Origin of the sequence: Kribbella lupini, assembly GCF_039529595.1 — a bacterium.
Classification (GTDB): Bacteria; Actinomycetota; Actinomycetes; order Propionibacteriales; family Kribbellaceae; genus Kribbella; species Kribbella lupini.
Genome location: NZ_BAAANC010000001.1, coordinates 1,602,521 through 1,626,899, shown reverse-complemented (window position 1 = coordinate 1,626,899; position 24,379 = coordinate 1,602,521). Strand labels below are relative to the sequence as shown.

23 protein-coding genes and 1 riboswitch are annotated in these 24,379 nt (G+C 70.6%); of the genes, 4 read left to right on the top strand and 19 right to left on the bottom strand.

The window, feature by feature from the left end; all coding sequences use genetic code 11:
- Window positions 1-25: 25 nt before the first annotated feature.
- The 15 genes from der to dop form a co-directional block, all read right to left on the bottom strand.
- The gene (gene der, locus ABD235_RS07455) at window positions 26-1,405 is read right to left on the bottom strand and encodes a ribosome biogenesis GTPase Der (RefSeq protein WP_344171336.1); all 1,380 of its coding nucleotides are present in this window, start codon (window positions 1,403-1,405) and stop codon (window positions 26-28) included.
- The gene (locus tag ABD235_RS07450; protein ID WP_344171334.1) at window positions 1,398-2,126 is read right to left on the bottom strand and encodes a lysophospholipid acyltransferase family protein; all 729 of its coding nucleotides are present in this window, start codon (window positions 2,124-2,126) and stop codon (window positions 1,398-1,400) included. The genes der and ABD235_RS07450 overlap by 8 nt, the downstream gene beginning before the upstream one ends.
- Window positions 2,123-2,815 carry a (d)CMP kinase gene (gene cmk, locus ABD235_RS07445; protein WP_344171332.1) on the bottom strand — a complete coding sequence of 231 codons (693 nt, stop codon included), beginning with the start codon at window positions 2,813-2,815 and terminating at the stop codon, window positions 2,123-2,125. Before cmk ends, ABD235_RS07450 begins: the two co-directional genes overlap by 4 nt.
- A 10-nt stretch (window positions 2,816-2,825) precedes the next feature.
- Window positions 2,826-3,929 carry a prephenate dehydrogenase gene (locus ABD235_RS07440; protein WP_344171330.1) on the bottom strand — a complete coding sequence of 368 codons (1,104 nt, stop codon included), beginning with the start codon at window positions 3,927-3,929 and terminating at the stop codon, window positions 2,826-2,828.
- On the bottom strand, window positions 3,926-4,294 hold the full coding sequence (aroH, locus tag ABD235_RS07435; protein ID WP_344171328.1) for a chorismate mutase: 369 nt from the start codon (window positions 4,292-4,294) through the stop codon (window positions 3,926-3,928). The genes ABD235_RS07440 and aroH overlap by 4 nt, the downstream gene beginning before the upstream one ends.
- A 120-nt stretch (window positions 4,295-4,414) precedes the next feature.
- The gene (locus tag ABD235_RS07430) at window positions 4,415-5,275 is read right to left on the bottom strand and encodes a bifunctional 5,10-methylenetetrahydrofolate dehydrogenase/5,10-methenyltetrahydrofolate cyclohydrolase (protein ID WP_344171326.1); all 861 of its coding nucleotides are present in this window, start codon (window positions 5,273-5,275) and stop codon (window positions 4,415-4,417) included.
- A gap of 32 nt (window positions 5,276-5,307) precedes the next feature.
- A riboswitch (ZMP/ZTP riboswitch) is annotated at window positions 5,308-5,397 on the bottom strand.
- 5 nt (window positions 5,398-5,402) lie between these two features.
- Window positions 5,403-8,141: a glycoside hydrolase family 84 protein gene (locus ABD235_RS07425; RefSeq protein ID WP_344171324.1), complete on the bottom strand. Its 2,739-nt coding sequence runs from the start codon at window positions 8,139-8,141 to the stop codon at window positions 5,403-5,405.
- A gap of 98 nt (window positions 8,142-8,239) precedes the next feature.
- Window positions 8,240-10,816 carry an FtsX-like permease family protein gene (locus ABD235_RS07420; RefSeq protein WP_344171322.1) on the bottom strand — a complete coding sequence of 859 codons (2,577 nt, stop codon included), beginning with the start codon at window positions 10,814-10,816 and terminating at the stop codon, window positions 8,240-8,242.
- On the bottom strand, window positions 10,813-11,607 hold the full coding sequence (locus tag ABD235_RS07415) for an ABC transporter ATP-binding protein (protein WP_344171320.1): 795 nt from the start codon (window positions 11,605-11,607) through the stop codon (window positions 10,813-10,815). Before ABD235_RS07415 ends, ABD235_RS07420 begins: the two co-directional genes overlap by 4 nt.
- 134 nt (window positions 11,608-11,741) lie before the next feature.
- Entirely contained in the window at window positions 11,742-12,386 is a 645-nt protein-coding gene (locus ABD235_RS07410; protein ID WP_344171318.1) for a GNAT family N-acetyltransferase, read from the bottom strand.
- 52 nt (window positions 12,387-12,438) lie between these two features.
- Entirely contained in the window at window positions 12,439-13,158 is a 720-nt protein-coding gene (locus ABD235_RS07405) for an NUDIX hydrolase (RefSeq protein ID WP_344171316.1), read from the bottom strand.
- Complete coding sequence (prcA, locus tag ABD235_RS07400; RefSeq protein ID WP_344171314.1) at window positions 13,155-13,991, bottom strand: proteasome subunit alpha; 837 nt, start codon at window positions 13,989-13,991, stop codon at window positions 13,155-13,157. The genes ABD235_RS07405 and prcA overlap by 4 nt, the downstream gene beginning before the upstream one ends.
- 26 nt (window positions 13,992-14,017) lie before the next feature.
- Window positions 14,018-14,857: a proteasome subunit beta gene (gene prcB / locus ABD235_RS07395; protein ID WP_344171312.1), complete on the bottom strand. Its 840-nt coding sequence runs from the start codon at window positions 14,855-14,857 to the stop codon at window positions 14,018-14,020.
- A gap of 8 nt (window positions 14,858-14,865) precedes the next feature.
- A complete protein-coding gene (locus ABD235_RS07390; RefSeq protein WP_184794695.1) occupies window positions 14,866-15,078 on the bottom strand; it encodes a ubiquitin-like protein Pup in 213 nt (70 codons plus the stop codon).
- A gap of 57 nt (window positions 15,079-15,135) precedes the next feature.
- Entirely contained in the window at window positions 15,136-16,656 is a 1,521-nt protein-coding gene (gene dop / locus ABD235_RS07385) for a depupylase/deamidase Dop (RefSeq protein ID WP_344171309.1), read from the bottom strand.
- A gap of 148 nt (window positions 16,657-16,804) precedes the next feature.
- Between dop and ABD235_RS07380 the strand changes: the two genes are divergently transcribed.
- The 4 genes from ABD235_RS07380 to ABD235_RS07365 are packed head-to-tail and all read left to right on the top strand — an operon-like array spanning window position 16,805 to window position 19,464.
- Window positions 16,805-17,431: an SDR family NAD(P)-dependent oxidoreductase gene (locus ABD235_RS07380; RefSeq protein ID WP_344171307.1), complete on the top strand. Its 627-nt coding sequence runs from the start codon at window positions 16,805-16,807 to the stop codon at window positions 17,429-17,431.
- Between the two features lie 10 nt (window positions 17,432-17,441).
- Window positions 17,442-17,939, top strand: coding sequence for an NUDIX hydrolase (locus ABD235_RS07375; RefSeq protein ID WP_344171305.1), 498 nt, complete (start codon window positions 17,442-17,444; stop codon window positions 17,937-17,939).
- 35 nt (window positions 17,940-17,974) lie between these two features.
- On the top strand, window positions 17,975-18,598 hold the full coding sequence (locus ABD235_RS07370) for an RNA polymerase sigma factor (RefSeq protein WP_344171303.1): 624 nt from the start codon (window positions 17,975-17,977) through the stop codon (window positions 18,596-18,598).
- Window positions 18,595-19,464, top strand: coding sequence for a hypothetical protein (locus ABD235_RS07365; RefSeq protein WP_344171301.1), 870 nt, complete (start codon window positions 18,595-18,597; stop codon window positions 19,462-19,464). Before ABD235_RS07370 ends, ABD235_RS07365 begins: the two co-directional genes overlap by 4 nt.
- Before the next feature lie 34 nt (window positions 19,465-19,498).
- Here the strand turns inward: ABD235_RS07365 and ABD235_RS07360 are convergent, their stop codons facing one another.
- The 4 genes from ABD235_RS07360 to ABD235_RS07345 all read right to left on the bottom strand — a co-directional run bounded on the left by ABD235_RS07360 (window position 19,499) and on the right by ABD235_RS07345 (window position 24,354).
- Window positions 19,499-19,846, bottom strand: coding sequence for a hypothetical protein (locus ABD235_RS07360; RefSeq protein ID WP_344171299.1), 348 nt, complete (start codon window positions 19,844-19,846; stop codon window positions 19,499-19,501).
- Between the two features lie 275 nt (window positions 19,847-20,121).
- Window positions 20,122-21,864, bottom strand: coding sequence for a proteasome ATPase (arc, locus tag ABD235_RS07355; RefSeq protein WP_344171297.1), 1,743 nt, complete (start codon window positions 21,862-21,864; stop codon window positions 20,122-20,124).
- A gap of 154 nt (window positions 21,865-22,018) precedes the next feature.
- Entirely contained in the window at window positions 22,019-22,945 is a 927-nt protein-coding gene (locus ABD235_RS07350) for a tRNA (adenine-N1)-methyltransferase (RefSeq protein ID WP_344171295.1), read from the bottom strand.
- A 251-nt stretch (window positions 22,946-23,196) separates the two neighbouring features.
- Window positions 23,197-24,354 carry a site-2 protease family protein gene (locus ABD235_RS07345; protein WP_344171293.1) on the bottom strand — a complete coding sequence of 386 codons (1,158 nt, stop codon included), beginning with the start codon at window positions 24,352-24,354 and terminating at the stop codon, window positions 23,197-23,199.
- Window positions 24,355-24,379 lie beyond the last annotated feature (25 nt).

Genomic DNA, 24,379 nt, shown 5'->3' with positions numbered 1-24,379 from the left:
CGGGAGTGCTTTCGCACCGGGCCGATCAGCGTTTCGCCTTCTTCTGACGGGCCCGGATCTGAACGTGCACGGGGCTGCCGACGAAGCCGAAGTCCTCGCGCAGACGGCGTTCGATGAACCGCTGGTACGACGGCTCGATCTGTCCCGACGTGAAGATCGCGAAGGTCGGCGGCATCGTCGTGGCCTGGGTACCGAACAGGATCTTCGGCTGCTTGCCCGACCGGACCGGATGGGGGTGCGCGGCAACCAACCGGCCGAGGAACGCGTTCAGCTGGCCGGTCGGGACACGGGTCTGCCAGCCGTCCAGCGCGGCCTCGATGGCCGGCACCAGCTTCTCCATGTGCCGGCCGGTCAGGGCGCTGATGTTCACCCGGGGGGCCCAGCGCAGCTGGACGAGATCGCGGTCGATCTCCTTCTCCAGGTAATAGCGCCGGTCCTCGTCGACCATGTCCCACTTGTTGTAGGCGATCACGAGGGCCTTGCCGGCCTCCTCGACCATGTCCATGATCCGCAGGTCCTGCTCGGTCATCGGCTCGGAGGCGTCGACGACCACGACGACGACCTCGGCGCGCTCGATCGCGCTGTTGGTCCGCAGGCTCGCGTAGTACTCGTGGCCCTGGACGTTCTTCACCTTGCGCCGGATGCCGGCGGTGTCGATGAACCGGTACTGCTTGTCGCCCAGCGTGATCAGCTCGTCGACCGGGTCGACGGTGGTGCCGGACACGTCGCTGACCACGACCCGGTCCTCCTTGGCGACCTTGTTCAGCAGCGAGGACTTGCCCACGTTCGGCTTGCCGACGATCGCGACCCGGCGCGGTCCCCCGGACTCGGGGTCGCGCTCCGGCGGCGCCTCCGGCAGTGCGGCCAGTACGGCGTCCAGCATGTCGCCGGTCCCCCGGCCGTGCATCGCCGAGATCGGGAACGGCTCGCCGATCCCGAGGCTCCACAGGTTCATCGCCTCGGACTCGACCCGCTGGTCGTCGACCTTGTTCGCGGCCAGGACGACCGGCTTGCCGGACTTGCGCAGCACCCGGACGACGGCCTCGTCGGCGTCGGTGATGCCGACGGTCGCGTCGACCACGAACAGCACCGCGTCGGCGGCGTTGATCGCGACCTCGGCCTGGGCGGCGACCAGCGCGGCCATCCCGACCGCGTCCGGGTCCCAGCCGCCGGTGTCGACCACCGTGAAGGACCGGCCGGCCCAGTCCGCGTCGTACGAGACACGGTCCCGGGTGACGCCCGGGGTGTCCTCCACGACCGCCTCGCGGCGGCCGATGATCCGGTTGACCAGCGTCGACTTGCCGACGTTGGGGCGGCCTACGATCGCCAGGACGGGCACGGGGCCGGTGTCGTCGTCGCGCGACGGCTCGGCGTCGTACTCGTAGCCGGTGGGCAGGTCACTCATCAGGATCCTTCTGGTCTGGCTTGCCCGGAAGCGGGTGGCCGGTGGCTGCGACGGCGGCCTGAACATGCGCCCGCAGCACGTCGCCGATCTGGTCGGCCACCGCCCGTACGTCGGTGTGCCTCCGGGGAAAGGATACGCGGTCCACGGTGAAAGGCTCGCCGTACACGACGTGGACCCGGCTCCCGCGGGGTGGGTAGCGCTCGACGTCCCCGCCCGGCAGCCGGGTGCCGAGCAGCGCCACCGGGAGGATCGGGGCGCCGGTCACCATCGCCAGGTAGGCGACGCCGGTGCGGACCTTGCGGAAGTCGCCGGCGCCCCGGGTGCCCTCGGGGTAGATGCTCATCACCTGCCCGTCGCGGAGCACCTTGATCGCCTTCCGGACCGCCAGCGTGTCGTACGTCGAACGGTCGACCGGGATCTGCCCGGCCAGGTGCAGGAGCTTGCCCTGCAGCCCGTCGAACGCCTCGATCTTGCCGAGCTGGTGCAGCATCCTCGGCGCGGTCGCACCCAGCAGCGGCCCGTCCAGCAGCCCCAGGTGGTTGGGCGCCAGCAGCACCGGGCCGGTCCGCGGGAAGCGCTCCTCGTGGTGCACGGTCAGGTCGTAGCGCCACCGCAGGTACGGCGCGACCAGGTGCCGGACCACGTTGCCGACCCGGTACGGAAGCGTCGGCAGGTCGTCGGTCCGGGGCAGCTCCTGGTGCCTGGTCAGCTCGGCTGTCATGACTCCCGCGGGTCGCGTGGCGGCGCGGCCTCGGCCTCCTTCGCGAGCCGGCTGATCACGTCGACGACCTCCTCCAGGGACAGGTGGGTGGAGTCGATCGTCACCGCGCCGTCCGAGGCGACCTCGAACTGCGACACGGTGGCGTCGTCGGCGTCACGGCGGACGATCTGGTCGCGCAGCTGCTCCGCGGTCAGCGCGCCCTCGGCCAGCTCGGCCTTGCGGCGGGCCATCCGGGCGTCCTGGTCGGCGGTCAGCAGCACCTTGAGCTCGGCGTCGGTGGCCACCACGGTCGCGATGTCGCGGCCCTCGACCACGATCCCGCCGCCGGGCTGGGCGTCGTCGATGATCTCGCGCTGCCGCCGGATCAGCTCCTTGCGGACGTCGAGGTTGGTGGCGACCTTCGACACGTTCTCGCTGATCCGCGGGTCGCGGATCGCCTCGGTGACGTCGGTGCCGTCGGCGGTGAAGTGGGCCAGCTGCGGGTCGGTGCTGATGCCCAGCTCGACCGCGCGGGCCCGCTCGGCGACGGTGGCGGTGTCGGTCAGGTCGAGCCCGGCCTCCAGCGCCGACCAGGTCACCGCCCGGTACATCGCGCCGGTGTCGAGGTACTTCAGCCCCAGCCTGGTGGCCACTCCGCGGGCCGTGCTCGATTTACCGGAACCGCTCGGGCCGTCGACAGCGATGATCATGGGCGGAAGGTTACCGGTGCACGGACCACCCGCGCTCGGTCAGTACGTCGACCAGCTGCTCGACCGAGGCCGGTTTGACCGCCAGCTCGACCTCACCGACCGGGCGGCCCGGGCTGTGGTCGATCCGCAGGTCCTCGACGTTGGCGCCGGAGGCGGCCGCGTCGGCGAACAACCGGGCCAGCTGGCCCGGGCGGTCGGGGATCGTGACGAGGACCGGGACGAGCTCGATGTGCGGCGAACCGTGCTTGCCCGGGACGCGCACCGCGCCGGAAACGCCACGGCGAAGCACCGCGGTCACCTCGTCGTCGGAGCTCTGGGAGCCGGGCTGTTCCTTGCTCAGGGCAATCAACAGCCGGTCGAGCTCGTCGCGGATCTGCTCCAGCAGGCCGCTCAGCGCGGGCGAGTTGGCGGCGACGATCTGGGTCCACATCCCCGGGTCGCTCGCGGCGATCCGGGTGACGTCGCGGACGCCCTGGCCGGACAGCTCGAGGTGCTCGGTGGGTGCGTCGACGAGGGTGCCGGCGGCCAGCGACGACATCAGCTGCGGCAGGTGCGAGACCCGGGCGACGGCCAGGTCGTGGTCCGGGACGGACAGCTCGACGGTCCGCGCGCCGCAGGCCTCGGCGAGCCGTCGTACGAGCTCGACGGCGGCCGGGTCGCTGGTCTCGTGCGGGGTGATCGCCCAGGTCGCGCCCTCGAACAGGTCGGCGCGACCGGCCAGCGGGCCGTTGCGCTCCGAGCCGGCCATCGGGTGGCTGCCGACGTACCGGCTCAGGTCGCTCGCGCGGCCGGCCGCCTCGGTGAGCGCCTTGGCGTCGGCGAGCGGCTTGCCCTTCACGCTGGCCGCGTCGGTGACGACGGCGTCGGTCTGCTCCAGCTGCTCGGCGATCACCGTGCCGACGTGGTCCGGCGGTACGGCGACGACGACGAGCTGCGGCTCCAGCTGGACCAGCCGCGAGCCGGCGCCGATCCGCTCGGCCATCAGGGCGTTGTCCGGATCGCCGTCGACCAGCTCGACCACCACGCCGAGGCGGGCGAGCGCGAGGCCGATCGAGGTACCGATCAGGCCGGTGCCGACGATGCGGACCGGGCCGCGAAGGGCGGTGTCACTCACTGGGCGCCCGTCAGGTCGGGGCGCAGCGCGGTGGCGCCGTGCAGGTAGACGTGCTGGATCTTCTCCCGCGAGCGCGGCGACTCGGTGTGCAGCATCATCCGGACCACCCGCGGCAGCGCGTGCGGGACGGCGATCTCCTGCATGCACATCAGCGGTACGTCGGTGAGGCCGATCTGCCGGCCGGCCACCGCGGGGAACTCCGAGCTCAGGTCCGGCGTGACGGTGAACAGGATGCTGATCAGGTCCTCGGAGCTGAGATCGTTCGCCTCCAGCACCGCCCGGACCAGCTCGGCCGTCCGCTCGAGCAGGTGCTCCCGCTCGTCCGCGTCCAGCTGGGTGGCACCCCGGATCGCCCGTACCGCCACTGTCCTGCCTCCTAGCTCACCACGTCCCGCACCGCTCCTCAGCGCTGGACACCAGTCTCAACATTAGGTCAGACCGCCCACGCGGTGCGCACCCGTCTCGCCACCGGCCCCCGACGTCCCTCAGCGGTTCGCGGTCTGAGCTTCCGCCGCGTCGACGGTCTGCTCCAGCAGCAGCGCGATCGTCATCGGGCCGACGCCGCCGGGCACGGGCGTGAGCAGGCTCGCGACCCGCGCGACCTCCTCCGCGTGCACGTCACCGACGTTGCCTTCGTTGTACCCGGCATCGATCACGACCGCGCCCGGCTTCAGCCACTCGCCGCGGACGAAGTTCGGCTTGCCGACCGCGGCGACCACGATGTCGGCCTGACGTACCAGCGCGGGCAGGTCCTGCGTCCGCGAGTGCGTGTAGGTGACGGTCGCGTTCGATGCCAGCAGCAACATCCCGGCCGGCTTGCCGAGGATCGGGCTGCGGCCGATGACGACCGCGTGCGCGCCGGACAGCGGTACGTCGTACGCCTGCAACAGCCGCAGGATGCCGCCGGGCGTGCAGGACCGGAAGCCCGGCTCCCCGAACGCCATCGCGGCGAACGAGTGCATGGTGACGCCGTCGACGTCCTTGGCCGGCGCGATCGCCTCGAATGCGGCCCGCTCGTCGATCTGCTCCGGCACCGGGTGCTGCAGCAGGATCCCGTGCACGGTCGGGTCGTTCGAGAGCCTGGTCAGCTCGGCCACGAGTTCGTCGGTGGTCGTCTCGGCCGGCAGCACGACGCTGACCGAGCCGATACCGGCCTTCTTGCTCCGGTTCTGCTTCATCCGCACGTACGTCGCGGAGGCCGGGTCGTCACCGACCAGCACGGTCGCGAGGCACGGCTGCACGCCGGTCTCGTCCTGCAGCTTCTTGGCGCGGACGGCGGCCTGGGCCACCATGTCGGCGGCGAGGTCGGTGCCGATCATCGGCCGGGCAGTGGTGTCTGAGGTCATACGGCGCGCTCCTTCGGGCGTCGGCGAACATTCGTCGTTGCCCAGGCGCGCGGCTGCAGCCGGAGATCCGGCGGGCCGTTCCCCGGTGGTGACCCACCTGAACGCCAGTAGCGGCCCGCCGGACAGTTTACCCAGCCGATCGACGCAGGATCACTTCGGCGACCTGTGGCGCCGTCGCCCCGGCCGCCCACCGAACACGCACGGCATCGACCGTTTCGGTCACCCGCAGCGCGGTATATGCCGAACGCACCACACCGATCTCCCGCCAACCCGCAGCGGTATGGACGTCAACCCGACCGGCCGCGACCGAACCAGCCCGCTGCAGCACAGTCACCCGATCCACCGCGGCCGGAGTCGAGGCCGTCACGGTCAACGCGTCACCGCTCACCGGACCCGCGGCCGCCGCGTACGCCGTACCGACATCTCCGTCGACAGCGCGGGACAACGCCGATCCCTCGGCCGGCGCCGGTCCGCCCGAGGCGGTCAGCACCAGCTCCGACCCGTCGGTGACCTGCACGGAGAACTCCCTGACCACCAACCAGTTCGACGCGTTCGCCGCCACCGCGCGGTAGCGCACGTACCGCGCCTTCGTCCCGGCCGGAGCCGTCGCGCGCACCTCGGCGGTCGTCGCGCGGGTCACCTCGGTCCAGGTCTCACCGTCCGCCGACCACTCCAGCGCCCCCGACTGGATGAAGTCGGCCGGGCTCCCGTCCTTGCCCATCAGTACGGCGATCGCGCCGATCTCCCGCGGTGTCCCGAGATCGACCCGGATCTCGTCGTTCGCCGCCGGAGCGCGGTTGCTCCAGTAGAACGTCGACTCGTCCCCGTCGACCATCCGCGCCGGCCCGTTCTCCGCGTACGTCGGAACGCTCGCCGTCGCCGTCCGCCGTGGCACCAGTCCGATCCACGCGTCGTGCAGCCGGCCGACCCGCGCGAGGAACGTGTCCACCACGCCCTCGCCGATCCGCGGGTACGTTCCGGAGTGCGGCGCGCGAACGTCCCGGATCGCCTTCGCCTGACCAGTCAACTTGTCGACTTGCTGACGCTTCAGCCAGGCCGTCGCGCCGTCACCGTCGTCGAGCGCCTCGAGCAGGCCGAGCGACTCCTCCAGCGCCTGCCCCCACAGGACGGTCGCATCGAGCCACGCCTTCGCCTCGTCGCTGAACGCCGGATCGACCACGCCGGCCCGGATCTGCGCCGGAGCCCGAGTCACCGCCCGGAAGAACGGCCGAAGCCCCTGGATCGCGCGGGCCATGGCATCCGCCGAGGCGGCGCCCGCCGGTGGGATCGCGCTCTCCGCCGACGCGCCGCTCCCGTCGTAAGCCGTCCAGAACGCCTCGATCCGGGCGGCGAGCTCCGGTGCGGACTCCGGGTGCAGCGTCGTGTCGTAGGTGTTCAGGTCCGCGAACACCTTCAGCGCCTCGATCGTGCGCCGGTCACCGCCGGCCCGCTCCGACAGCGCGCGCTCCCACGCCGCGCGCTCGTCGTACGTCGCCGGCTTCCAGCCCAGCTCGCCGAACGCGAAGAGCGCGATCTTGCTGACCGCGGCCTGGTTCATCGGGTTCGAGATCACGCCGACGACCTGGTCGGCGATCCCGCGGTCGCGGCCGCTGTAGTCGGCCAGCGGAAGCCGCCCGGCGAGGTAGTCGTTGACCGGGTAGTTGTCCCAGATCAGGATGTCGTGCCCGAACACCGCCTTCGCCTGCGCGGCCTGCGCGGCGGTGATGGTCCGCGGGATCACCCCGATCCCGGTCCAGTGCACGACGACCGCCGCGTCCAGCTGCTCGCGCAGCGCCTTCTTGTACGGCGTCTCGGAGACGTTGTAGTACTCGGTCGGCACCATCTGCAGCGGCGCGACACCGGGCTTCGTCGCGACCCACTCGCGCTGGATCCGGTTGAGCAGCTCGCTCTGCGCCTGACCCGCCGCACCACCGCCCGTGCCGTACTTGGCCCGGTCGGCGTCGCAGTGCCAGGTGTTGTAGTCGATGTCGTCGAGCGGCACGTTGAACGACCGGGCACCGAGCGCGTACAGCGCCTCGAACTTCGCGATCAGCGCCTGGTAGTCCGCGTCGGCGGTGTAGCAGATCGACAGCCCCGGCGAGAGCGCGAAGGTGAAGTCGACCTTGTTGCCTCGGGCCCGGTTCACCAGCTCCCCCAGCTGGGCGAGCTTGTCGGCGGGGTACGGGTCGCGCCACTGCTCACGGTGGTACGGGTCGTCCTTCGGCGCGTACTCGTAGGTGTTCATCCGGTGCGCCCCGAGGTAGTCCAGGTGGTCGAGCCGGTCAGCGTGCGACCACGGCGTCCCGTAGAACCCTTCGATCGAGCCGCGGTACCGCATCGTCGGCCAGTCCCGGATCGCGGTGCCGTCGATCCGCCGGCCCCGGAGCAGTTGATCGAACGTCCGGGCCGCGTAGTAGGTCCCGTCGGTGTCGACGCCTGCGAGCACCAGGTGGTGGCGCGAGCGATAGGTGCCTGCAGCAAGGACATAGCCCTCGGCGGGCAGACCGGCCGGCGGGGCCACGTCGAGATCGTCGAGTACGTCGTCGTTGCCACCCAGCCAGATGGTGACGCCCGGCCGGGCGTCGGCACGAGCCGGGTCGATCACTCGGACCGTGCTGACGCCGGCCCGTTCGAGTCCGGCTCGGAGAACGCGCTCGGCGTCGGCGTCCGCGGTGGGTCCGCGGACCAGGTCGACGCTTCGGCCGAGCGTGAACCCGTCGGGACGAGAGGTGAACTGCTGCGGTTCGGGCGTCACTGCTGGGGCTGTCGTCCCGGCCTGCGCCGAGAGGGTCAAGGGGCTGACGGCGAGGGCGAGGGCGAGGGCGAGGGCGGCGACGACTGCCACCGGCGGACCGAAGCGGCGCATGGGCGACTCCTTGGGGCGGAAGGTGTGCACCAACAGTCATTCATTGCGCACAACTGCTCGTCAAGACCATGCGCTGCCCAGATCCGGACACTTCAGGATCACTCACGGATGCTGATCGCGTCCACCGGCCGGTGGCGCAACACCCGTCGGGTGGGCAGCATGATCGCCAGCAGCCCGAGCAGAACCACTCCGCCCGCGGTCAGCGCGGTGGTGACCGGCGAGAACGCCGGGATCACCGTCGCCCCCTCGCTCAGCCCGACCGTGACGCCGACCATCGGCGGCAGGCAGAGCAACGCGCTCACCACCAGCGCGACTCCGATCACCACGACCGACTCGACCAGCATCATCCGGCGGACCTGCCGCTTGCCGATGCCGACCAGCCGGAGCAGCGCGAACTCACGCCGCCGGGCCGTCGTACTCATCACCAGGCTGTTGGCGACGTTGATCGCGACGTAGCCGAACAGCACGGCCAGCAGGATCAGGTTCATCCATCGGTTGAGGTCCAAGCCGGCCTGCTGCGCCTCCGCCATCGTCTTGCGGTCGGCGAGCACCACCCCGACGTCGCCCGCGAACTGCTTGGTCAGCGTGCCGGCCAGTGCGCTCGCATCGACGCCGGATTCGGCCCGGACGAGTACCGAGTCGTCCAGCCGCGTGGACAGGTGGTCGAGCAGTACGCCGCGCGGCAGCGTCACGTCTCCGAAGCCCATGCCGTTGTGGTAGATCGCCACCACGACAGGCGTCAGGCGCGTGCCGTCGCCGAGGAACAACTCCACCTGACGCCCCAAGCCGGTCCTGGTCTGCTGCGCGGCGGACTCGCTGAGCGCAACGGTCCCCGCATCCTCGAGCCCGCCGAGGTCACCTTCGCGAACATCCAGGTCGAGCGTGCTGGCCAGATCCGTCGCTACCACGCCCTGCGCCGCGAACCCCATGACGGACTGCGTCGAACCGTCACCGAGGTCGGTGTACTTGATCGTCGCCGGTCCCCTCGTCACCGCGGTCGCCGTCCGTACGCCGGGCGTCGCGCGGATCTCGTCGACCAGGTCGGGCGAGAGCCCCGCGCCCGAGCTGACCACCACCAGATCGGCGACCACGCCCTGGTCAGCCTGCCGGCCGGCCTCCTTCACCTGCGCGGCACCGACCGAGACCTGAACGATCATGATCGTGATCGCCAGCACGAGCGGTACGACGGCGCCGGCCACTCGGCGCGAGTTCTGGGTCAGGTTGGCCGCGGCCAGGTAGCCCGACGCACCGCCGGAACGGCGCAGGACCGGGCCGACCAGCGTCAGCGCGCCCTGCACGATCCGCGGCCCGAGCAGCGCCACGGCGATCACCAGGATCAGCGACGAGCTCGCCGCGACGATCGTGCCGACCTCACCGGCGACGAACACCGGGACCGCGCACATCACAAGGCCTCCCGCCAGCAGGACGAGTCCGATCAGCGTCCGGACCGGACCGAGCTGCGGCGTCTCCACACTCGACTCCCCCAGCGCCTCGACCGGGCGGATCTTGACCGCGCGCCGGGCGGACATCCACCCTGCCAGCCGGGCCGTCAGGACCGACAGCACGACCGCGACCACGATCGGGACCGGCCACAGCGAGAGGCCGTAGTCGGCCGGGATCACGCCGATCCTGACGAACGCCGCACGCACCAACCACACGAGCCCGTAGCCGAGCATCGCGCCCGGCACCGAAGCGGCCAGCGCGACGATCAGGATCTCGGCGCCGATCATCCGGTGCACCTGCCGCGGCGTGGCGGCGACCGCGCGGAGCAGCGCGAACTCGCGCCGCCGTTGCTGGATCGACAACCCGAGCGTGCCGGCCACCACGAACATCGCGACGATCGCCGCGATCCCACCGAACGAGCCCGCCACCGCCATCAGCAGACCGGAGGCGGTCGAGGAGTCCTGGAACTCGAGCTTGCCTTTGTCGTCGCCGGTTGCCGTGGTCACCGAGTCGCCCAGCCGTTGCTCGATCGCGTCGGCCAGGTCGTCCTGGTCGACGCCCGGTGCGGCCAGCACGCCCACGGTGTACAGCTGGTCGGGCTTGCCGGACAGTTGCTTGGCCACGTCATCGGTGAACAGGACGACCGGTTCGCGGAAGGAACCGGCCGGCGGGTCGACGATGCCGGTCAGCCGGTACGACGCCGGCCGCGATCCCACCGCGAGCCTGACCTGGTCGCCGATCGCGTAGCCGCCGGCCGCCGCGGCGTCGCGGTCGAGCGCGACGTCGGACCGGCCGGTGGGCAGTGCGCCGGCCCCGACCGACAAGGGGCCGAGGGCAACGGAACTGCGGCCGTGCCCGTACGGCGTACTGCCTTGCTCGCCGTGCACCAGGCCGCCGGACTTGCCGGCCAGCGTGAGGCGGAACGAGTAGTCGGGTACGGCCTGCGCGACGCCGGGGACCGCCGCGATCTCGGCGAGCCGGTTCGCGTCCAGCGGGACGTGGTCGCCGAAGTCGGAGTCGGGCGACTCGGCAACGGCGAGCCGCTGGTTGGCCGCGACGACCACCGACGCTCCGGCGTACCGCTCGGGGCTGATCCCGGCGAGCAGACCGGACTGCAGGAGGAAGCCGCACGCGGACAGCAGCGCGGCACCGCAGAACAGGGCGATGAAGGCACCCGCGAAACCGGTCCAGCGGGACTTGACCGTGCTCCAGGCGAAGGCGAACACGATCACCACTCCCCGAGGTGCGTCAGGTGCGCGGCGACGGTCTCGGCGGTCGGGTCGGCGAGTTCGCCGGCCAGCTTGCCGTCGGCCAGGAACACCACCCGGTCGGCCCACGACGCCGCGATCGGGTCGTGCGTCACCATCAGGATCGTCTGACCGAGCGAGTCGACCAGCGAACGCATCAGCTGCAGGACCTGCTTGCCCGTCCGCGAGTCGAGCGCTCCGGTCGGCTCGTCGGCGAACACCGCCTCCGGCCGGGTGATCAGCGCCCGCGCGATCGCAACCCGCTGCTGCTGACCACCGGACAGCTCGCTGGGCCGGTGGGTGAGCCGGTCGGTCAGGCCCACCTCCCGCACGACCTGGGCCAGCCACGCCTCGTCCACCGGTACGTCGGAGAAGCGCAGCGGCAACGTGATGTTGTCGCGCACCGACAGCGACGGGATCAGGTTGTAGGCCTGGAAGACGAACCCGATCCGCGTCCGGCGCTGCACGGTCAGCTGCTTCTCGTCGAGCCGGGTCAGCTCGGTGTCGCCGAGCCACACGGTGCCGGACGTCGGCTGGTCGAGCCCGGCCGCGCAGTGCAGGAACGTGCTCTTGCCCGAGCCCGAAGGCCCCATCACCGCGGTGAAACTCCCCCGCCGCAGCCCGAGCGAGACGCCGTCGAGCGCCTGCACCCGGGTCGTCCCGGTCTGGTAGGTCTTCGTCACCGAGTCCAGCGTGACCGCGTACGCCGGGGCGTCCGCGACCAGGACGGCGGTGCCGCCGGTCTGCTTGTCGCGCCCTCTGCGTGCCTTGAACATGTGCCCAACCTTCCGAACCGTGCGAGACGTACCAGGACGCCTCTCACGCTAGAAAGATCGGGCCTTCGGCACAGGCCAGCCAGAACCCGGCTTCGGGGTACAGCCAGCTCTACCATCGGGTCTTTCGGCGGCACTCAGTTCGCGCCGACGAACCAGTCCCGGCACGCGTCGAGCCCGGTGATCTCGACCTTCGGGCGCTCGACGCCGGCCCAGTCCTCGCGAGTCAGGCGCAGGCGGTTCGACACCACGGGCTCGCCGTTCAGGACGTCTCGCGAGATCCCGTCCGGCTGGTAGCCGAGCTTGCGGGAGACGCCCTGGGAACCGACGTTGTCCTCGAAGACCTCCGTGCGCGCCGCCACGGCGTCCAGCCCCTCGAAGGCGAGGTGCAGCAAGGCGGTCCGCGCCTCCGTCCCGTATCCCTTCCGCTGATGTTCGAGCCCCAGCCACGACCAGGTCTTCACCTCACGCAGTACCCGGAACTCACTGCCCATCAGTCCGACCAGGCCCAGCGGAGTGCCGTCACGGAAGACACCGAGATCCAGGTCCCACTCGTCGGGAGTCCACGACCCGAGGTGGCTCCAGTGCTGCTGCAGCACTCGCCGCGCCCGCAGGAGCGGCTCGTCGGGCCACGCCATCAGGAAGGGATGCTCGCCCGGACGGCTGATCCCACCGGCCGCCACCTCGGCGATCGCCGCCAGCTCCTCGTCGTTCGGTGGACGCAGCACCAGCCGCTCGGTCGTCAACCGAAGATTCCCCAGGGGCCAGTGAGTCGTCAGCACGCCCGTCATCCTGTGCGCAGCACGTCAACTGCGCAAACAGTTTTGCGGAGACTCAGAGCAGGCCGGCGTGGTCCAGAGCCAGGTAGGCGGCGTCGGTGCCGGTCATCGCGCCGGGGGTGCGGAGTTCCTGGCGGAGCTCGTCGACGGTGAGCTCGATCGGGACGATGTCCTCGAAGTCGTCGAGCGCCTGCGCGCCGGTCGGACGGCAGTCACGGGCGACGGCGACGAACTTCGGGTACGTCGAGGAGGCGGCGGTCCACAACCAGCCGACCACCTCGATCGAGCCGCAGGTGTAGCCGGTCTCTTCGAGCAGCTCGCGGCGGCCGGCGTCGGCGGGGTCCTCTCCCGGGTCGATCAGTCCGCCGGGCAGATTGGTGACGACCTGGTCCGGGCCGGCGCGAAAGAGGCGGATGGCAACGACCCGGCCTTCCGGTGTCAACGGGAGCACGGTGATCCCACCGGCCACCCCGGCAGTCTGCCGGGGACCGAACACGTCCCAGTCGGCTTCCCGCCCGTCGGGCAACCGGTACCGGCGAAGGTTCACGGTGAGGAAGCCGTCGTAGACGTTCTTCTCAGCCAGCAGTTCCCACGGCGCGGGATCCCCCGGCCGGGGAGGGAGAGGAGCCGAGCCGGGCGTTCCCGGCGCAGCCGGGCTGGCCGCCCCCGGCGTTCCCGGCGCAGCCGCGCTGGACGCGGGCGCGGCGCCGCCTGGACCGACGTCCGCCGCCGGAGACTCTCCGGCGGCGGACGAGGTCGGGTGCTGCTCGCTCACAGCGGCTTGGTGTCTTCCGGGTCCTCGGGCGGCGCGATCGGGGCGTCGTCGTCGGCGGTGCTCTCGTACGTGCCGCCGTTGACCGTTTCGGCGCCCTCGGTGTGGGTCGACGGCTCGGACGGCGCCGTGTCGGGACGTGACTCGGACAGGATCCGGGCCAGCGTCTCCTCCGAGATGCGCTTGAACTTGCGGACCTGGGTGCGGGTCCGGTCCAGGATGGCGACCTCGATCTGGTCCGGCTCCAGCTGGCGGACCTCGCTGGAGTCGTGCCCGAGCGCGTCCACGGCGAGCCGCAGCGCGCCGGCCAGCGAGATGCCGTCGGAGTAGTGCTCACCGACGTACTCGGCGACCTGCTCGGCCGGGCCACCCATCACGGCGTACCCCCGGACGTCGGCGATCGAGCCGTCGTAGGTGAGCCGGTAGATCTGGTCCTCGGCCGAGGAGTTGCCGACCTCGGCGACCAGGATCTCGACCTCGAGCGGCTTCTCACCGCCGGAGGAGAAGATCGCGCCGAGCGTCTGCGCGTACGCGTTGGCCAGCGCGCGGCCGGTGACGTCGCGACGGTCGTAGGAGTACCCGCGCATGTCGGCCAGGCGCACGCCGGCGATCCGCAGGTTCTCGAACTCGTTGTACCGCCCGACGGCCGCGAAGGCCATCCGGTCGTAGATCTCGGCCACCTTGTGCAGGGCGGGCGACCGGTTCTCGGCCACGAACAGGATGCCGTCGGCGTACTGCAGCGCGATCGCGCTGCGGCCCTTGGCGATGCCCTTGCGGGCGAAGTCCGCCCGGTCCCGCATCAGCTGCTCGGGTGAGACGTAGAACGGAGTGCTCATGTGGATCCTCTACTCGTCGACCGGGCTCAGGAGAGCGGAGCGGCTGGGCCGTCAGGACGCTGCAGCCGGGCGCCGACCACGGTGTCGACGATCTCGCCGACCTCCGCCTCGGCCAGCCGCTGGTAGCCGTCGGCCGTGACCACGCCGATCACCGGGAAGATCCGCCGGGCCATGTCCGGGCCGCCGGTCGCGGAGTCGTCGTCGGCCGCGTCGTACAGCGCCTGGATGGTCGCCGTGACGCACTCGGTCGCCGTCATCCCGTCCCGGTAGAGCTTCTTCAGCGAGCCGCGGGCGAACAGCGAGCCCGAGCCGACGCTGTGGAAGGCCTGCTCCTCGTACCGGCCGCCGGTCGGGTCGTAGGAGAAGATCCGGCCGCCGGAGATGTCGTGGTCGTAGCCCGCGAACAGCGGCACGACCGCGAGGCCCTGCATCGCCATCGGCAGGTTGCCGCGGATCAGCGCGCTGAGCCGGTTCGCCTTGCCGTCGAGCGACAGCGTGGTCCCCTCGAGCTTCTCGTAGTGCTCGAGCTCGACCTGGAACAGCCGGACCATCTCGATCGCGAGCCCGGCCGAGCCGGCGATGCCGACGCAGCTGTACTCGTCGGCGGGGAACACCTTCTCGATGTCACGCTGGGCGATGATGTTGCCCATCGTGGCGCGCCGGTCGCCGGCCATCACGACACCACCGTCGAAGGTGGCCGCGACGATCGTCGTACCGTGCGGGACGTCTTTGGACAGGTCACCTGTCCCCAGGGACCGCCGTCCGGGCAGCAGGTCGGGCGCGTGCCCGGCCAGGAAGTCCATGAACGACGAGCCACCTGGGGTCAGGAAGGCTTCCGGCAACCGGCCGGAGGCATCGAATGTCATCTAGCGGTTCACTCCCCACCCTTTTGCACGAAGCCGCGGACGAACTCCTCCGCGTTCTCCTCGAGCACCTCGTCGATCTCGTCGAGGATCGAGTCGACGTCCTCGTCGAGCCGTTCCTTGCGCTCGGCGACGTCCTCCGACGCCTCGACCTGCTCGACCTCTTCCTCGGTGGTCGAACGCTTGGGCTGCTTGTGCTGCTGCCCACCGCCGTCTTTCGCCATGGCACACCTCCTAGAACCGCGCGGGAGAACCGCCCAACCGATTCTCCTAGTGCGACCCTACCCGGCCGCGCCCCCAGTAATGGTGCGAACCAGGTCACTCGCGGTGTCGCACTGGTCGAGAAGCGCTCCGACGTGCGCTTTGGTGCCCCGCAACGGATCCAGCGTCGGGATCCGCTGCAGCGATTCACGGCCCGGAAGATCGAAGATCACCGAGTCCCACGACGCGGCGGCGACCTGCCCGGCGTACTGCTGCATGCAGCGGCCGCGGAAGTACGCGCGCGTGTCGGTCGGCGGGTGCGAGACCGCCATCCGGATCTCCTCGTCGGTGACCAGGCGCTGCATCCGGCCGGCCTTGACCAGCTTGAAGTAGAGACCCTTGTCCGGGCGCAGGTCGGCGTACTGCAGGTCGACGAGGGCCAGCTTGGAGTCGTCCCAGGCCAGGTCGTCGCGGTCGCGGTACGACTGGAGCAGCTTCAGCTTGGCGACCCAGTCGAGCTGGTCGGCCAGGCGCATCGGGTCGATCGCGAGCTGGTCGAGCACGTGCTCCCAGCGGTGCAGCACGTCCTTGGTCTGCCGGTCCGCGTCGTCGCCGTACTTGTCCTCGACGTACTTGCGGGCCTGCTCCAGGTACTCCGTCTGGAGCTGGACGGCGGTCAGCTTGCGGCCGTCCTTGAGCGTCATCAGGTGCGTGCAGCTCGGGTCGTGGCTGATCTCGTGCAGCGCGGTGACCGGCCGGTCGACGCTCAGGTCGTCGGTCAGCCAGCCGTCCTCGATCATCGACAGCACCAGCGACGTCGTCCCGACCTTCAGGTACGTCGAGATCTCGGACAGGTTCGCGTCGCCGATGATCACGTGCAGGCGCCGGTACCGGTCCGGGTTGGCGTGCGGCTCGTCGCGGGTGTTGATGATCGGCCGCTTGAGCGTGGTCTCCAGGCCGACCTCGACCTCGAAGTAGTCGGCCCGCTGGCTGATCTGGAAGCCGTGCCCGGCGCCGTCCTGGCCGATCCCGACGCGGCCCGCGCCGGTGACCACCTGACGGCTCACGAAGAACGGCGTCAGGTGCCGCACGATCGACGCGAACGGCGTCGACCGGCGCATCAGGTAGTTCTCGTGCGACCCGTACGACGCGCCCTTGTTGTCGGTGTTGTTCTTGTACAGGTTCAGCGGCGGCGCCCCCGGGATCTGGCGGGCCTGCCGCGCGCCCTCCATGATCACCAGCTCGCCGGCCTTGTCCCACACCACGACGTCGCGCGGGTTGGTGCACTCCGGCGCGGAGTACTCCGGGTGGGCGTGGTCGACGTACAGCCGGGCGCCGTTGGTCAGGATGACGTTGGCCAGGCCGGTCTCCTCGTCGGTGAGCTGGCTCGAGTCCGCCACCTCCCGGCTCAGGTCGAAGCCGCGCGCGTCCCGCAGCGGGTGCTCCTCGTCGAAGTCCCACCGCGTCTTCCGCGCCAGCGGCTGCGTCTGCGCGTAGCCGTTCACCACCTGGCTCGAGGTCAGCATCGGGTTCGCCCCGGGCTGGCCTGGCACCGAGATCCCGAACTCGGTCTCGGTCCCCATGATCCGCCGCACACTCATGTTCACGAGCCTACGCGGTCCCGCCGACCAAAGCCGCCGTACGAGCCGGTGCCCGCGTCACCTGGTCCACCGAAAACCCCTGGCCCCGACCCCGGTGTCACGGTCTACCGTCTCGATGACGAGTGACAAACCATGTGAGGGAGCAGGCATGCCGGGAGCAGTGGTGATCGGAGCCGGACCAGGGATTGGACTGTCGGTGGGCCGCCGGTTCGCGAGGGAAGGCCTGCCGGTCGCGTTGATCGCCCGGAACCGGCCGTCGCCGGACCTGGCCGATCTCACCGTCGCCGCGGACTGCACCGATGAGACGGAGTTGCGGGCCGCCCTGGACAAGGTCGTCGCCGAGTTCGGAACGCCGGACGTCGTGGTCTACAACGCGGCGAAGATCGCCGCGGACCGGATCGGCGACCTGTCGTTGCGTGAGCACCAGGAGGCCTGGGCGGTCAATGTCGGCGGAGCCATCAGCGCGGCCGCTCATCTCGCACCGGCGATGGTCGCGAACGGCGGCGGCTCGTTCCTGATCACCGGCGGCATGCCCGAGACCAAGCCCGACTACGTGAGCCTCTCACTCGGCAAGGCCGGGGTCAGGGCTCTCGTGAGCCTGCTGGACCAGACGTACGGCGCAGGCGGCCTGCACGCCGCCACAGTGACCGTCTACGGCCCGGTGGCACCCGGTACGGCGTACGACCCGGGGGAGATCGCCGAGGAGTACTGGGCGCTCCACCAGCAGCCGCGAGGCGAGTGGATCCACGAACTGGACTACACCGGCGCCGTGTGAGACTGCGGGCATGGACGAACTCGTTGCCCTGGTGGACGCCGACGGCGTGGTCTGCGGGTCGGCGCCGCGGTCGGTGATGCGCCGCGACAACCTGCGGCACTCCGCGACCGGCGTACTGGTCCGCAACGCGGCCGGTGACGTCTACGTGCACCGCCGTACGCCGACCAAGGACGTCTACCCGGCTCGCTACGACTTCATGGCCGGTGGGGTCGTCGCGGCCGGCGAGGACCCGTACGACGCGGTGGTGCGCGAGCTGACCGAGGAGCTCGGGATCAGTGGGGTCGAGCTGGAGAAGCTGCCCGAAGGCGACTACGCCGACGAGTTCACCAACTACCACGCCTACCTCTACGCGTGCCGCTGGGACGGACCGGTCCAGCACCAGCCGGAGGAGGTCGACTGGGGCGCCTGGATGCCGCTGCCCGAGCTGATCGCCCGGCTGGACGACCCAGCGTGGCCCTTCGTACCGGACACGACCGCACTGCTCGGCGACTACCTGCGGACGCTGTAGGCAACCCTTTCGGGGCCGGGCGGTCATTGACTGGTGTGAAGATCATCCTGACCGACGAGACGGAGTACTCGATGGCGGCCGGGCCACCAGGCGACACCGTGCTCTGGGACCGGCTGCGCGACGGCGACCGGGAAGCGCTCGGCCTGCTGTTCGACCGGTACGCCGACGACGTGCACGCGTTCGCGTTCCGGCGTACGGCGTCGTGGGCGGCGGCCGAGGACGTGGTGCAGACGACGTTCCTCAGCACCTGGCGCCGCTTCCAGCGGAACCCGCCGGGCCCGCTCACCGCGCCATCGGCCCGCGGCTGGCTGCTGGTCGTCGCGGCGAACGAATGCCGAACGCTGCACCGCACGACCCGCAGGCTCCGCGGCCTGGTCGACCGGCTGCCCGAGCCCGTCAACCAGCCCGACCACGCGGCCGCCGTCGCCCAGCGGCTCGACGACGAGAGCCGGATGTCCGCCGTACGCCGTGCGCTCGCCAAACTCCCCCGGCACGAGCAGGAGACGCTCGAACTCGTCGTCTGGGCCGGCCTCACCATCGCCGAGACCGCGGCCGCCCTCGGCGTCCCCGAAGGCACCGTCAAGGCCCGCCTGCACCGCACCCGCCGCCGCTTCCCCGACCTGCTGTCGCGGGTCGCCCTCAACGAGGAGCTCTCGTGAACACCCAGCTCGAACCGCCGAAGGTCCCGCCGCTCGCCCCAGACAGCCGAGCGCGGCTGCGTGCGCGGGTGCTCGACCAGGCCTCGCTGATCGACCACCCGCAGTCACGGCGCCGGTGGGTCGGCCCTGCAGTGGCCGTGGCGGCCGTCGGTGCCGTCGTCGCCGGCAGCGTCGCGGTCGCCGGCCGACCGGACGAGGTCGTGCCCGCTCCGCAGGTCGCGGCCTCACCTACGCCGTCGATCGACAAGTCGAAGATCGTCAAGGTGCAGAAGGACTACACGTCCAAGATCGGACTCGCCGCGATGAGCATCGACCTAGGTCCAGTGCCGGCTGCTGAGGCCGCCGCCCTGGCCAAGAACTGCACCCTGGTGCGCCCGGCGACGTCCACCGACGTCCTGTGGAGCAGGCGCGTCCAGGCCCCACCGCCGAGCCATCTGGGCGCCGGCGTCGTCCTGCTCGTCAAGTCGTCCCCCGGACAGCCCGGGACGGTCTACCGCCAGGGCGTCACGGCCTGTCTGGGCAGCAGCAGTGCGGCCGTCCGAGACACGGACTGGAAGCGGCAGCCGACGCGCTCCTACGCGCTGGTCACCCTGGCGGGGACCGGAGCCGCAGCCTCCGCCGACGCCGGTCGTCCGGCCTTCGCCGACTACCGGAGCCTGTACCGAGCGCGTGCGGACGTCGTACGGATCAAGTCGCGCCTGGTCTGGCGGAAGGGCAGTGGCGAGTGGTTCGAGGGCGTGGTCAAGGACGGGTACGCGGTCACGCACAGCCAGGGTGAGGTTCCGAAGGGCACCCCGGCCACGGCCGGGCTGGACGTCGAGGTCAAGGCGTACGACGCCAGGGGACGCGAGCTGCCGGTCAAGTAGCCGCCGGGCGCCCGCCGTACCGGCTGCTCACGCGTCAGCGGTTGCTGAAGCGGGCGACCGCGCGGGCCAGGTTCACGCCGACCAGGCCGCCCCAGCAGATGATCACCGCGATCGTGCCTTCCTGGTTGGCCGCGATCGCGGTGATCGGGATGCCGGCGACGACCGACACGATCGCCAGCGCGAGCCCACCGCCGTCGGAGTCCTTCTTCCCGTCCGCCGGCGCGTGCACAGGCAGCTGCGGCGCCTGCCCGTACCGGGCCAGAGCGCGCTGGTCGAGCTTGTCCAGGAACCCGTCGATGATCTCGGGCTCGTACTCCGCCCCCAGATCCTGCCGCGCCGCCACCGCTGCCCGCAGGTCCTTGCGCATCTCGTCCGTCGCCATACGCCGACCGTACGGCGGCCGGCCCCGACCGGGAATCGGGGGAAACCCCGGCCCGCCCCTTGCGCCAACCAGGGGCCGAGGTGGTGCCAGGCCCCTTGCGCCCGAGCCGCTCCGGTGCAGGAGGCGACCATCACGACCCAGGCCAACGGAAGCAGGTCCCGCTCCCCTGGGCCGGACCACTGCAGGCGGCCGCGGGCAGCGTCCTCGTGCCAGCTCGGCCCGACGACGAACCGCCTCGGACCCAGTGGGCTCCGAGGCGGTTCGCGCAACGCTTTCTACAGGTACTGACCCGTGTTCGTGGCCGTGTCGATCGACCGGCCCGGCTCGGTGCCCTGCTTGCCGGAGATGAGCGTGCGGATGTAGACGATCCGCTCGCCCTTCTTGCCGGAGATCCGGGCCCAGTCGTCCGGGTTGGTGGTGTTCGGCAGGTCCTCGTTCTCCTTGAACTCGTCGACGCAGGCCTGCAGCAGGTGCTGCACCCGCAGGCCCTTCTGCTGGTCGTCGAGGAACGCCTTGATGGCCATCTTCTTGGCCCGGTCGACGATGTTCTGGATCATCGCGCCGGAGTTGAAGTCCTTGAAGTACAGGACCTCCTTGTCACCGTTGGCGTAGGTGACCTCGAGGAACCGGTTCTCGTCGGCCTCGGTGTACATCCGCTCGACCGTGCGCTGGATCATCCCGCTCACGCACTCGTTGCGGTCCCCGCCGAACTCGCTCAGGTCCTCGGGGTGCAGCGGCAGCGTGGGCGTCAGGTACTTCGAGAAGATGTCCCGGGCCGCCTCGGCGTCCGGACGCTCGATCTTGATCTTCACGTCCAGCCGGCCCGGCCGCAGGATCGCCGGGTCGATCATGTCCTCACGGTTCGAGGCACCGATGACGAGCACGTTCTCCAGGCCCTCGACGCCGTCGATCTCGCTCAGCAGCTGCGGGACGATGGTGTTCTCCACGTCGGAGGACACCCCCGAGCCGCGGGTGCGGAACAGCGAGTCCATCTCGTCGAAGAACACGATCACCGGCATGCCCTCGGAGGCCTTCTCCCGGGCGCGCTGGAAGACCAGGCGGATGTGCCGCTCGGTCTCGCCGACGTACTTGTTCAGCAGCTCCGGACCCTTGATGTTGAGGAAGAACGACCTGCCCTCGACACCGGTCCGCTCGGCCACCTTCTTGGCCAGCGAGTTCGCGACCGCCTTGGCGATCAGCGTCTTGCCGCAGCCGGGCGGCCCGTACAGCAGGACGCCCTTCGGCGGCTTCAGCTCGTGCTCCAGGAACAGGTCCTTGTGCAGGTACGGCATCTCGACCGCGTCGCGGATCTGCTCGATCTGGCCGAACAGGCCACCGATCTGGGTGTAGTCGATGTCCGGGACCTCTTCGAGCACCAGCTCCTCGACCTCGGACTTCGGGATCTTCTCGTACACATAGCCGGAGCGCGGCTCCAGCAGCAGCGAGTCGCCGGCCCGCAACGGCTGGTCGAGCAGCGGCGACGCGAGCCGGACGATACGTTCCTCGTCGGCCTGCGCGATCACCAGCGCCCGCTCGCCGTCGGCCAGCAGCTCCTTCAGCATCACCACGTCGCCGACGACCTCGAAGTCGCAGGCCTCGACCACGTTCAGCGCCTCGTTCAGCATCAGTTCCTGGCCGAGCTTGAGCGCGTCCAGGTCAACCGACGGGCTCGCCGCGACCCGGAGCTTGCGGCCTCCGGTGAACACGTCCAGCGTGTCGTCGTCGTTGCGGCCGAGGAAGGTCCCGAAACCGGACGGCGGTTGCGCCAGCCGGTCGACCTCCTCCTTCAAAGCGATGATCTTCTCTCGGGCCTCGCGCAGCGTGTCCGCCAACCGCTCGTTCTGCGCGGTCACGCTCGCCAAGGACGCCTGGGTTTCGGACAGCCTGCTCTCGAGCGACCGGCTGTCAGCCGGGTGCTCCAGCAACCGACGCCGCAACGCTGCGACCTCGGCCTCCAGGTAACGGACCTGGTTACGCAGCTCTGCCGCGGTAGGACTCTCGTCTCCAGCCACGATCATCACCTCACCATGTGGGGCTCGACCCTATGGACCTTACCCAGAAAACCTCGCCGGGCAAGCTGAATCCCATCACGTGTCGGTTGCGGATAGAACCGTTGCCTGGTCGAGCCTGTTGCGCCTTAATACAGCACGGCGCGGACAGTTTGGCGCGACGTCAGGGCGTGTCCTGGGCCGATTCGGATTTGCGCGGTCCGGAATAGTCGTCGCCGTACGCGCCCGGCGCCGGCCGGCGCTTCTTCATCGGGGCCTGTACGCCGGGCGCCATCCGCCGCGCGGTGACCAGGAACGCGGTGTGTCCCTGCATCCGGTGGCCGGGCCGGACCGCGAGTCCCTCGACGTGCCAGTCGCGCACGAGCGACTCCCAGGCCCGCGGCTCGGTGAACTCGCCGTGCGCGCGCAGCGTCTCCACGAAACGGCTCAGCTGGGTCGTGGTGGCGACGTACGCGCAGAACACCCCGCCCGGGGCCAGGGCACCCGCGACGGCGTCAACGCACTCCCAGGGGGCCAGCATGTCCAGTACGACGCGGTCGACGTCGGTCTCGTCGAGCTTCTCGACCAGGTCGCCGACCTCGAGCCGCCAGGCCGGGTGCTCGGCGCCGAAGAAGCCGGTGACGTTCTTGCGGGCGACCTCGGCGAAGTCCTCGCGGCGCTCGAACGAGATCAGCTCGCCGTGGATCCCGACCGCCCGCAGCAGCGCGGTGGTCAGCGCGCCGGACCCGGCGCCCGCCTCGACCACCTTCGCGCCCGGGAAGATGTCGGCCATCGTCACGATCTGCGCGGTGTCCTTGGGGTAGATCACCTGCGCGCCGCGCGGCATCGACACGGAGTAGTCGGCCATCAGCGGCCGCAGCGCCAGGTACTCCACGCCGCCCTTGGACCGGATCGTCACCGCGTCCGGCCCGTCGATCAGCGCGTCGTGCTCGATCCCGCCCTTGGTGGTGTGGAAGACCTTGCCGCGCTCGAGGAACACCGAGTGCCGCCGCCCCTTGGAGTCGGACAACGTGATCCACTCCCCCGGCTGCAACGGCCCATGATGAACCCCGGAAAACGCCGCATCAGGAAAATCGCGCAGATCAGACATAAGGCGCACACCTTACTTCGGCGTACCGCCGCGGCCCGAATCGTGGGGTCGAACCCGTACGGCGTACCGCGCCGCCGACGGCGCGCTCCAACGTCCGAACAACCCGCATGCGTCCGAACAACCCGAGGCTGTAGCGCTCGCTTCTTCGGACGCCTGCGAGATCTTCGGACGCTACCGGCTCCGCACCCGCTTCTTCGGACGCGTGCGAGATCTTCGGACGCTACCGGCTCCGCACCCGCTACTTCGGACGCTCAGCGGCGGCGGAAGGCTCGTTCCACGTCGGCGGTGGCGAGGACGCCGTAGACCTGGCCGTGGGTGTCCAGGACCAGGTACTCCGAGGCGGGGTTCTTCCGGAGAGTGGCGAGGATCTCCTCGCCGGTGTCGTTGACGCCGATGATGTGGCCCGCGCTGATCCGGGTGGCGACCTCGCCGATGGTGGTCCACGGGCGCTGGTTGGGGGCGACCGCGGTGACGGCGGCCTCCTGGACCAGGGCGTGCGGCTTGCCGTCGCCGTCGATGACCACGACGGCACCCGCCTGGCCCTGCGCGGCGAGGCGGACGGCCTCGGAGATCGGCGTACTGGCATGGACCGCGATCGCGCGGCGCGCCAGCGAGCGCACCTGGAGCGCCGGCAGCTTCTGCTTGAGGCGCGCCTGCATCAGCGACGCCGTCGACCCCATCCACAGGAAGAACCCGACCGCCAGCGCGATCACGAAGTCGATCAGCGTCGGGTTCCGGTCGAACACCTCTTCCAGGATCACCGGCGCGGCCAGTACGGCGATCGCGATGACCCGGCCGGCCCACGCGGCCACGATCGTGCCGGTGTGCATGTTCCCGGTCGCCTTCCAGACCGCGGCCCGCAGCACCCAGCCGCCGTCCAGCGGCAGACCCGGGAGCAAGTTGGTGACGCCGACGATCAGGTTGGCCACCGCGAGCTGCATCACGACGGCGTACGCGACGCCCTCGTCGAGGGCCCGCGAACCGGCGTACGCGAGACCGCCGACCAGCAGCGAGGCGATCGGCCCGACGACCGAGATCGCGAACTCCTCCAGCGGCGACTTGCGCTCGCCCTCGATGTGCGTGCCGGCCGCGAAGAAGCCCAGGTTGATCTCGGTGACGGAGATCTTGAACCGCAACGCCATCAGCGCGTGCGCGAGCTCGTGCAGCAGCACCGACAGCGTGAACGCGACCACGAAGGCGAACGACGCGAAGTACCGCCAGCCGCCGGACAGGTACGGGAACTGCTGCGCGATGACCGCCGAGAAGCCGACCGCCAGGAGGATCGCCACCGGCAGCCAGGTGAACCGCATGGTCAGCTGGATCCCGCGGACACGACCGAGCACCCATGTACCGGGCGTCGGCGCACCGGCCGGCTGGGCGGGGTTCTGAGGTTCACGCGGCTCTGACATCGGCCTAAACCTACTGGGCGCCCGG

Bases quoted from the DNA above. Each gene is read 5' to 3' on its own strand.
- prcA (WP_344171314.1), bottom strand. From the start codon at position 13,991: ATGAGCACTCCGTTCTACGTCTCACCCGAGCAGCTGATGCGGGACCGG.
- ABD235_RS07380 (WP_344171307.1), top strand. From the start codon at position 16,805: ATGCCGGGAGCAGTGGTGATCGGAGCCGGACCAGGGATTGGACTGTCG.
- ABD235_RS07450 (WP_344171334.1), bottom strand. From the start codon at position 2,126: ATGACAGCCGAGCTGACCAGGCACCAGGAGCTGCCCCGGACCGACGAC.
- ABD235_RS07390 (WP_184794695.1), bottom strand. From the start codon at position 15,078: ATGGCGAAAGACGGCGGTGGGCAGCAGCACAAGCAGCCCAAGCGTTCG.
- ABD235_RS07415 (WP_344171320.1), bottom strand. From the start codon at position 11,607: ATGTTCAAGGCACGCAGAGGGCGCGACAAGCAGACCGGCGGCACCGCC.
- ABD235_RS07430 (WP_344171326.1), bottom strand. From the start codon at position 5,275: ATGACCTCAGACACCACTGCCCGGCCGATGATCGGCACCGACCTCGCC.
- ABD235_RS07360 (WP_344171299.1), bottom strand. From the start codon at position 19,846: ATGGCGACGGACGAGATGCGCAAGGACCTGCGGGCAGCGGTGGCGGCG.
- arc (WP_344171297.1), bottom strand. From the start codon at position 21,864: ATGATCGTGGCTGGAGACGAGAGTCCTACCGCGGCAGAGCTGCGTAAC.
- ABD235_RS07345 (WP_344171293.1), bottom strand. From the start codon at position 24,354: ATGTCAGAGCCGCGTGAACCTCAGAACCCCGCCCAGCCGGCCGGTGCG.
- der (WP_344171336.1), bottom strand. From the start codon at position 1,405: ATGAGTGACCTGCCCACCGGCTACGAGTACGACGCCGAGCCGTCGCGC.
- cmk (WP_344171332.1), bottom strand. From the start codon at position 2,815: ATGATCATCGCTGTCGACGGCCCGAGCGGTTCCGGTAAATCGAGCACG.
- ABD235_RS07350 (WP_344171295.1), bottom strand. From the start codon at position 22,945: ATGTCTGATCTGCGCGATTTTCCTGATGCGGCGTTTTCCGGGGTTCAT.
- dop (WP_344171309.1), bottom strand. From the start codon at position 16,656: ATGAGTGTGCGGCGGATCATGGGGACCGAGACCGAGTTCGGGATCTCG.
- ABD235_RS07375 (WP_344171305.1), top strand. From the start codon at position 17,442: ATGGACGAACTCGTTGCCCTGGTGGACGCCGACGGCGTGGTCTGCGGG.
- ABD235_RS07425 (WP_344171324.1), bottom strand. From the start codon at position 8,141: ATGCGCCGCTTCGGTCCGCCGGTGGCAGTCGTCGCCGCCCTCGCCCTC.
- prcB (WP_344171312.1), bottom strand. From the start codon at position 14,857: ATGACATTCGATGCCTCCGGCCGGTTGCCGGAAGCCTTCCTGACCCCA.